Genomic DNA, 8,771 nt, shown 5'->3' on the forward strand with positions numbered 1-8,771 from the left:
TGATGCCGCGAGCAGCATATAGCTGTGCCATCACCGGATGAAGGCCGCTGGCTGCAAGCGCGGCGGTTGCGGCGGCGGCGGGGGTACGGGTCTGGATGGTAGGCATAGTGTCCTTGGAACGTGTCAGTCAGGTAGCAGCAAGCGGCTCAAGGCCTGTGGTCGGCGCCAGAATTTCCACAAATCAGGTCGGCGCAAACTGGCGCTAAAACCGCTAGGTCCGTCCGTCAGCAAGGCGAGTTCTGTCAGTTTGCCGGAACCCAAAGCGGCCAGTAGCGGCGCAAACCAGTCGGCCTCCAGTTGCAGCATGGCTTCACGCCAGCCCCAGGCATCACGATAGCGCGCAGGCGCCAGCAAGCGGTCCAGATGCACCTCAAGCTGCCCGCCCGGTGCCGACTCCAGCAAGGCCGCCAAGGTAAACGGCAGTGCATCGCAAGGCAGACCGGCTTGCCTGGCCATGACCTGAGTCAGCGCATCATCGCTGTACAGCGTATCCACCCCGGCAAAGGCCGGCACTTCATCACTATTTGCCCCCCATAACCACAGGCTATTGACGGCAGGCTCTCCTCCCGCTTCGCGTGCGTCATTAACCGGATGGGTATACAGCAGCATTTGCAGTTCGTTCAGCAAACGGCACCACGCCATGCCTCCGCTTCCCTTGGGCAGCAAGCGGTTGATGTCTTCGCCTATCGCATCCGGCAAGGGCGTAAACGACGCGTGGGTAGCTTCTGCCATCTGCAAAAACCAGCGTGCAGGATGGGGGGCATAGAGCTTGAGTCCGTCCTCATGCAGTAAGGCATTGAGGCTAAGCAAGAAAGCATCGGCCTGAGCTTGTGACAAATTCATGATGCCTGAATCTGCCAGATGGGCGCGATCACGATTGACCCTAAGGTGCACAGGATCTGCCAGCAGCCAATAGCCGGCAGAGGCATCCAGCCCGTATTCGGCGGCAAGACCACGCGCAGGCGCCAAGGCGGCAAGGCCGGCACGCTGGGCTTGCATGGCCGATAAAGTCTGGTTTTTACCTGTCAGCGTTGCCGCACCCAGCAGACGGGACAGCGCCGGCAAGGCCAGCCCTTGCAGGACTTCGGCAGCATCATGGCTGTCAGGCCAAAACAGGGAAGGAAGGAGCAGCGTCAGCTTCATGCGGTAACCGGGCGCCATAATGGCTTGTTGATAAATCGATAAAATATTGCATTCACCCTACCTAGCAAAATCAGGCCAGGCGGGCAAAAAACGCCATCTCTTTGTTTCAATTGGACAATAGCCTTTCGGCTGTTCGTTTTTTTTGATAGGATCGCATACTTTATACGTGCAGGTAGCCGCCAAACGGGCTGCCAGCCAGAGATGACAGCGCCAGGCACACGGAAACGCAAGACATGGATTATCGCAAACTGCGGGCTTTACCGCAAAAACTGGCTCGTTTCTTCGTCAACCATAAATTGGCTTGGCTGGGCGCGGCCGCCACGCTGCCTCTATTTGGGATTGCCACCACCGTGGCGGTGGCAGCAGGCCCCGGCAACCAAGCCGAACAAAGCATCAGCGTGCAGCAGGTCAGCGAACGACTGGCGTTGCCGGTATTTGCCAGCGCCAGTATCGACAAGACGCCCTACTGGCGCGAAGCACAGGTGCAGCGTGGCGACACGCTGGGACACTTGCTGAGCCGACTCGGCATTCAGGATACGGAAGCCCGCAAATTTCTGTATTCCAGCCCGCTATCCAAGGATCTGCTGAAACTGAAAGCCGGAGCCACCTTGTCGGTACAGACCAACGACAATGGCGACCTGTATACCCTGCGCTTCCTGAACGACGATGAAAACGGCGAGCAGGTGCTGGTTCTACTGGAGCAGCAAAACGGCGTATGGCAAGCCAGCGCCGACCCGCTCCCTACCGAAACGATACAGACCATACGCTCGGCCACGGTCAGAACCAGCGCGACCGGCGCCTTGGCGCAGGCGGGCGTGCCGGTGGAAGTCCGTGCCCAGCTGGCCGATATCTTCGGCGACCAGTTCGATCTTGATGCCCTGAATCGCGACGATAAAATCAACCTTGTTTATCAGACACTGCTGTTTAACGGCATGCCGATTTCGACCGGGAATATTGAAGCCGTTGAAATCGTAAAGTCCGGCGTCAGTCATCAGGCGTATTACTTCGCTTTTGATAATGAGTCCGGTGCCTATTTCGATGCACAAGGCCTGCCGCTGAAAAAAGGGTTTTCGGTGCAGGCGGTTAAAGGTGCACGCATCAGTTCGGGCTATGGCTTCCGTTTTCACCCCATACTCAAGCGCATGCGCATGCACAAGGGCATAGACTATGCCGCCGTTAGCGGCACGCCGATCTATGCGCCATCCGACGCCCGCGTACTCGGCGTCGAGCGCCAAAACGGCTACGGCAATGTGGTCAAGCTCTCCCACAGCCAGAAAATCACCACCCTGTACGCGCATATGAGCCGCTTTGCGCCGGGCCTGAAGCCGGGGCAGCAGATCAAGGCGGGCGATCTGATCGGTTATGTGGGCTCTACCGGCCGTTCGACCGGGCCGCATCTGCATATGGAAGTGATGATTGCCGGGCAGACAGTCAACCCGTCGACCACCACGCTGCCGGCACGGGGACTGAGTACAAGCCAGCGCCTGGCTTTCAAGCGCGATAGCCGGATACTGGCCGCCAACCTCAAGCTGCTGCGCGAATTGCCGGTCAATGTGGCACAGCTTGACTAAATCACAAGCACAACGAGGCCGCCGCAAATGACAGAGCGCTTTATCGGCCTGATGTCGGGTACCAGTCTGGATGGTGTGGATGCCGTGCTGGCGGCTTTCGACAGCACTGGCCAGCTCACGGTAGAGGCCGATTTTTTTGTGCCCTACCCGTCCGAAATACGGGATGAAGTGCTTGCCCTGCAGCCGCTAGGCCATAACGAGCTGGATAGATCGGCACGCTTGGCCGTCAGTCTGGCAGGATACTATGCCCGTGCGGTTAATGGCCTGCTTCTGGCCGAGGGTTTGCTTCCTGCGGACATTCGCGCCATCGGCTGCCACGGCCAGACCATACGCCATGCACCGCATGCCGGTTACACCCTGCAAATCGGCGATCTGGCACTACTTGCCGAGCTGTCCGGCATCGATGTTGCCGGTGACTTTCGCAGCCGCGACATCGCGGCGGGTGGTCAGGGCGCGCCGCTGGTGCCGGCCTTTCACCAGAATTTGTTTAGCCATGCCTGCACGGCGCGTGCCATTGTCAATATTGGCGGCATCAGCAATTTGACCCGGCTCGCACCGGGACAAGATGTCGTCGGTTTTGATTGTGGACCGGGCAATATGCTGATGGATGCATGGATACGGCGTCATCTCGGCCAGCCTTACGACAAGGATGGCGCGTGGGCTGTGCAAGGACACTCCAACCCCTTGCTGCTTGGGGCCATGCTGGCGGAGCCCTATTTCAGTGCACCGATACCCAAAAGCACAGGCCGCGATCTGTTTGACCTTGCATGGCTGGAGGCTTTACTCGGCGCGTATCCGGCATCGGCGGTCGATGTACAAGCCACACTGCTGGAGCTGACGGCTGTCAGTATTGCCAACGCCACCCTAAGCTATGCCCCGACGGTGCGCGAACTATATCTATGCGGCGGCGGCGCATTCAATCTGGCTTTGCGCCAGCGCTTGGCCGCTTTATTGCCGCAACTGCATATTAAAGACACCTCGGCCTTGGGCTTGCCGGTCCATCAGGTCGAGGCGGCAGCCTTTGCCTGGCTTGCCCGTCAACTGCTGCTGCGCCAAAGCGGCAACCTGCCCAGCGTAACCGGAGCCTATGGCGCACGGGTGCTGGGTGCACTCTATCCTCGCTGAGACGCCACTTGCCGTTATAATCGCTTTCATAAACGAAACATGATTATTGGAAGATGCGTCTCCTCAAACGTAAAGCTGTTGTCAAAAACCAGAGTTCACCCCTTTCTCCCCATTTAGCCGGCCTGCTACGCGAGGCGTGGTGGCTATTGATGGCTGCCGCCGGCCTGTATCTGGTCATCACCCTGGCCAGTTATTCGCCGGATGATCCTTCTTGGTCGCATAGCACCGAATCTACTGTCCTCGAAAACTACGGCGGCACTTTTGGTGCCTGGTTGTCGGATATCCTGCTCTACTTATGGGGCTATACCGCGTGGTGGCTGGTGGCATTCTGCCTGTGCGGCATCGTCTGGGGCTACCGCAGACTCTTCAAACCAGAGGGCAGTGCTCCGCTAGCCGGCGCAGTGATCGGCGGTTTTAGCTTATTGATGCTGGGTAGCGCCGGCCTTGAAGCCATGCTGCTGGACGGCAAGGCCGTGGCACTACCGCTGGCTGGCGGCGGCCTGTTTGGCAAACTGATAGGCGGAGGGCTTAGCCATGCACTGGGCGTAACGGGTGCAGGCTTATTGCTGATCGTGCTGTTTGCCGCCGGATTTTCGCTGTTTACCGGTCTGTCCTGGCTGGAGTTGGCCGAAAAAGTCGGCACGGCGCTGGAAGAGCAGGCACAAAGCCTATGGCAATGGGCACTTAAACAAAAATCGCGTTGGGCAGAACGCCCGGCCCTGCGGGAAACGCCGCCCGAAGCCGCACCGCGCAGCGAACCCAAGATGCGCAACCCGCCCCCTTCTACTCCTCAAAGCGTGCCCGTCGTCGAGACGCCTGCGGCTGCCGCGCCCCACCCTGCCCCTGTGCAGGCTTTTGCTATCGAACCGCCAGTGCTGGATACACCGCTGCCGGCCAAGGCGGCCAAGCCGATGCAGGCCTCGCTCTTTGCCGATCCCTCACACCAAGCACTGCCGGGGCTCGCTTTACTCGAGGCGCCCAAGGCCTTGCAGGAGCCGGTTTCGGCAGAAACAGTTGAATTCAACTCGCGCCTGATCGAACGCAAGCTGGCCGATTTTGGCGTTGAAGTGAAAGTGATTGCCGCTTACCCGGGGCCGGTGATTACCCGCTATGAAATCGAACCGGCCATCGGCGTCAAAGGGGCGCAAATCGTCAACCTGATGAAGGATCTGGCGCGCGCACTGTCGCTGGTCTCTATCCGCGTGGTCGAGACCATCCCCGGCAAGACCTATATGGGACTGGAACTACCCAACCCCAAGCGCCAGATCGTGCGTCTGGCCGAGATTATCGGTTCGCCCGCTTACCAGAACGCCACATCCAAAGTGATCATGGCCATGGGCAAGGATATTGCCGGCGCACCGGTGGTCGCGGATTTGGCCAAGATGCCGCACATGCTGGTCGCCGGCACCACCGGTTCGGGCAAGTCGGTCGCGATCAACGCCATGATTTTGTCGCTGCTATATAAGGCAACGCCCAAGGAAGTACGCCTGATCATGGTCGACCCCAAGATGCTGGAGCTGTCTATTTATGAAGACATTCCGCACCTATTGGCTCCGGTGGTCACCGATATGAAGCATGCCGCCAACGCGCTCAACTGGTGCGTCGCCGAAATGGAACGGCGCTACCGGCTGTTGTCGAAAATGGGGGTGCGCAATCTCGCCGGCTACAACCAGAAAATTCTTGAAGCGGAAAAAAGCGGCACCAAGCTGTTCAACCCGTTCTCGCTGACGCCGGAAACACCCGAACCGCTGGAGTCGCTACCGATGATCGTGGTGGTGATTGACGAGCTAGCCGACTTGATGATGGTGGCCGGCAAGAAAATCGAAGAACTGATCGCCCGCTTGGCACAAAAAGCGCGTGCCGCCGGCATCCACCTGATTCTGGCGACCCAGCGCCCATCTGTGGATGTGATTACCGGCCTGATCAAGGCCAATATTCCGACCCGGGTCGCGTTCCAGGTTTCCAGCAAGATAGACAGCCGTACCATTCTCGACCAGATGGGGGCCGAAAGCCTGCTGGGGATGGGCGACATGCTGTTTTTGCCGCCGGGAACCGGCTATCCCAACCGTGTTCATGGTGCTTTTGTCGCCGATGACGAAGTTCACCATGTGGTTGAGTTCCTGAAGACAACCGGTGCGCCCGACTACGTCGAAGGCATGCTGACGGGCGAGAGCGAAGCGGGTGGCGATGCCGGCGAGTTTGGTGTTGTCAGCGCTGATGCCGAACAGGATGCGCTCTACGATGAGGCCGTCGCCATCGTACTCAAAACCCGCAAGGCATCAATTTCTTCGGTGCAACGCCACCTGCGCATCGGCTACAACCGCGCCGCACGCCTGATCGAACAAATGGAAGCTTCCGGCCTGGTATCCGCCATGGAAAGCAACGGCAACCGTTCGGTACTGGCGCCTGCGCGGGAAGAACTCGGTTAAAGCCGCTTAAACACCCGCGCCGCAATGGCAGACGACAATAAGAGAGAATAAGCATGCACACCCATTCCCTGCCCGAACCTGACTTTCGCCATGACCAGGGCGCCAAAACCGGCATCCTGCTGATCAATCTGGGGACACCGGATGCGCCTACCGCCAAGGCGGTGAAGCCTTACCTTAAGCAGTTCCTGTCCGACCCGCGCGTCGTCGAGATTCCGCGCCTGCTGTGGTGGCCCATTCTTAACGGCATCATCCTCAACACCCGCCCCAAGAAATCGGCCGAAAAATATGCCGCTATCTGGACGAGCGAAGGCTCCCCTTTGCTGGTCCACACACAAAAGCAGAGCAAACTGCTCAAAGGCCTGCTGGGAGAGCGCGGGCACAAGCATCTCGTGGTCGATTACGCCATGCGCTATGGCAAGCCTTCGGTAGAAAAGGTGATCTGCCAAATGCGCGAGGCCGGCGTTGACCGCCTGCTGGTGGTGCCGCTGTATCCGCAATACGCCGCCTCCTCTAGCGGCACCGCGCTGGATGCGGTATTCACCACCTTGCTTAAACTCAGAAACATGCCGGAGGTGCGTACCGTTCGCCATTTCCACGACCACCCCGGCTATATTGCGGCACTGGCGGCACGGGTTTCGGGCTTCTGGTTGCAGAACGGCAGGCCGGACAAGCTGGTGATGAGCTTTCACGGCGTCCCCAAGGCTACCCTCAACAAGGGTGATCCTTATCACTGTGAATGTCTGAAAACCGGCCGTTTGCTGGCTGAAAGCCTCAAATTGAAGCCTGAAGACTATGTCGTAACCTTCCAGAGCCGTTTTGGCCGTGCAGAATGGCTGCAACCTTATACCGCGCCAACGCTACAGGCTTTGGGCAAAGCGCATACGGCTCGCGTCGATGTCGTCTGCCCCGGTTTTGTCGGTGATTGCCTGGAAACGCTGGAAGAAATCGCCATGGAAGGCAAGGAAGATTTCCTGACGGCAGGCGGCGGCGAATATCGCTACATCGAATGTTTGAATGAAAGCCCCGTCTGGATCGCAGCACTCGCTGAGATTATTGGCGATAACCTGCACGGATGGGAACGAAACGATGACTTAACGCTAAATTTGCGCACTAATATGGCAAAAAAACTCGGCGCAGCGCAATAATATTTTTATATGTTTTCCCTTAAAGAACAAGGACAAACGGCATTGACATTGCCATAGCCGATTATCATAATCATTTGATATCTGCTAGCCATGCATACGGTGCGGCAGTTATTAAAAAGTCCAACCCAGGGGAAACACCAATATGAACCATGTAGCTCGCCTCAGCCTGATTGCCGCCGCCGTAATGTCGCTGGCCGCATGTGGCAAACAAGAAGAAAAAGCCCCAGCGGATGCCGCAGCACCGGCCGCCGCCAGCGGTGAAGTCGTTGTCAAGATCGGTCAGGTTTCGCCGATGACCGGCCCGATCGCCCATCTGGGCAAAGACAATGAAGCCGGTGCCATTCTGGCGATCGAAGACTTGAATGCACAAGGCACCGAAATTGGCGGCCAGAAAATCAAGTTCGAACTGGTTTCCGAAGACGACCAGGCCGACCCGAAAATCGGTACCCAGGTTGCCCAGCGACTGGTTGATGCCAAAGTGGTCGGCGTAGTCGGCCACCTGAACTCGGGCACCACTATTCCGGCCTCCAAGATTTACTCTGATGCCGGCATCCCGCAGATCTCGCCTTCTGCCACCAACCCGGATTACACCAAGCAAGGTTACAAGACGACCTTCCGTGTGATCGCCAACGATGTGCAGCAGGGCAAGGCGCTGGGCGAATTTGCTGTTGACGGCCTGAAAGCCAAAAAAGTCGCCATCATCGATGACCGTACCGCTTACGGCCAAGGCCTGGCAGACCAGTTTGAAGGCGCTGTGAAAGCCAAGGGCGGCACCGTGGTTAAACGCGAGTTTACCAACAATACCGCAACCGACTTCAACGCCATCCTGACATCGATCAAGGGCGTACAGCCGGACGTGATTTTCTACGGCGGCATGGATGCGCAGGCCGGCCCGCTGGCCAAGCAGATGCAGCGCCTAGGCATCAAGGCCAAGCTGATGGGCGGCGACGGCTGGCAGACGCCAGAGTTCGTCAAACTTGCCGGCGAATCGGCTGAAGGCCAGTATGCGGCCAGCCCAGGCCAGCCTAAAGAAAAACTGCCAGGCTTTGCCGCTTTCAACGACAAGTTCAAGCAGCGTTTCAACGGCCAGGAAATCCAGATCTACGCGCCGTATGAATACGATGCGGTGATGGTACTGGTGGACGCGATGAAGCGTGCCGGCTCGACCGACCCTAAAGTCTATCTGCCGGAAGTAGGCAAGACCCAGTACAAGGGCGTAACCGGCGATGTATCGTTTGATCCTCAAGGCGACGTAAACAATGGTTCGGTGACGGTGTATCAGGTTAAAAACGGCAAGTGGAATGTCTTGACCACGGTCGGTGGTGCAGCGGCAGCACCGGCAGCTAGCGCTGCCCAGT

6 protein-coding genes are annotated in these 8,771 nt (G+C 58.2%); 5 read left to right on the plus strand and 1 reads right to left on the minus strand.

Annotated elements, in window-relative coordinates:
- Nucleotides 1–123: 123 nt before the first annotated feature.
- Nucleotides 124–1,143, minus strand: a complete 1,020-nt coding sequence (locus ACRC1E_RS10560) for a hypothetical protein (protein WP_438515057.1) — start codon at nt 1,141–1,143, stop codon at nt 124–126.
- 233 nt (nt 1,144–1,376) lie between these two features.
- Here ACRC1E_RS10560 and ACRC1E_RS10565 point away from each other — a divergent pair, with 233 nt between their 5' ends.
- The 5 genes from ACRC1E_RS10565 to ACRC1E_RS10585 all read left to right on the plus strand — a co-directional run.
- Complete coding sequence (locus ACRC1E_RS10565) at nt 1,377–2,714, plus strand: M23 family metallopeptidase (protein ID WP_438515058.1); 1,338 nt, start codon at nt 1,377–1,379, stop codon at nt 2,712–2,714.
- A gap of 27 nt (nt 2,715–2,741) precedes the next feature.
- Nucleotides 2,742–3,839, plus strand: coding sequence for an anhydro-N-acetylmuramic acid kinase (locus ACRC1E_RS10570; protein ID WP_438515059.1), 1,098 nt, complete (start codon nt 2,742–2,744; stop codon nt 3,837–3,839).
- 53 nt (nt 3,840–3,892) lie between these two features.
- Complete coding sequence (locus ACRC1E_RS10575; RefSeq protein WP_438515060.1) at nt 3,893–6,268, plus strand: DNA translocase FtsK; 2,376 nt, start codon at nt 3,893–3,895, stop codon at nt 6,266–6,268.
- A 53-nt stretch (nt 6,269–6,321) separates the two neighbouring features.
- Entirely contained in the window at nt 6,322–7,413 is a 1,092-nt protein-coding gene (hemH, locus tag ACRC1E_RS10580; RefSeq protein WP_438515061.1) for a ferrochelatase, read from the plus strand.
- 142 nt (nt 7,414–7,555) lie between these two features.
- On the plus strand, nt 7,556–8,771 hold a 1,216-nt coding region (locus tag ACRC1E_RS10585), incomplete at its 3' end, for a branched-chain amino acid ABC transporter substrate-binding protein (protein ID WP_438515062.1).

The organism is Craterilacuibacter sp. (assembly GCF_051659485.1).
GTDB lineage: Bacteria > Pseudomonadota > Gammaproteobacteria > Burkholderiales > Chromobacteriaceae > Craterilacuibacter.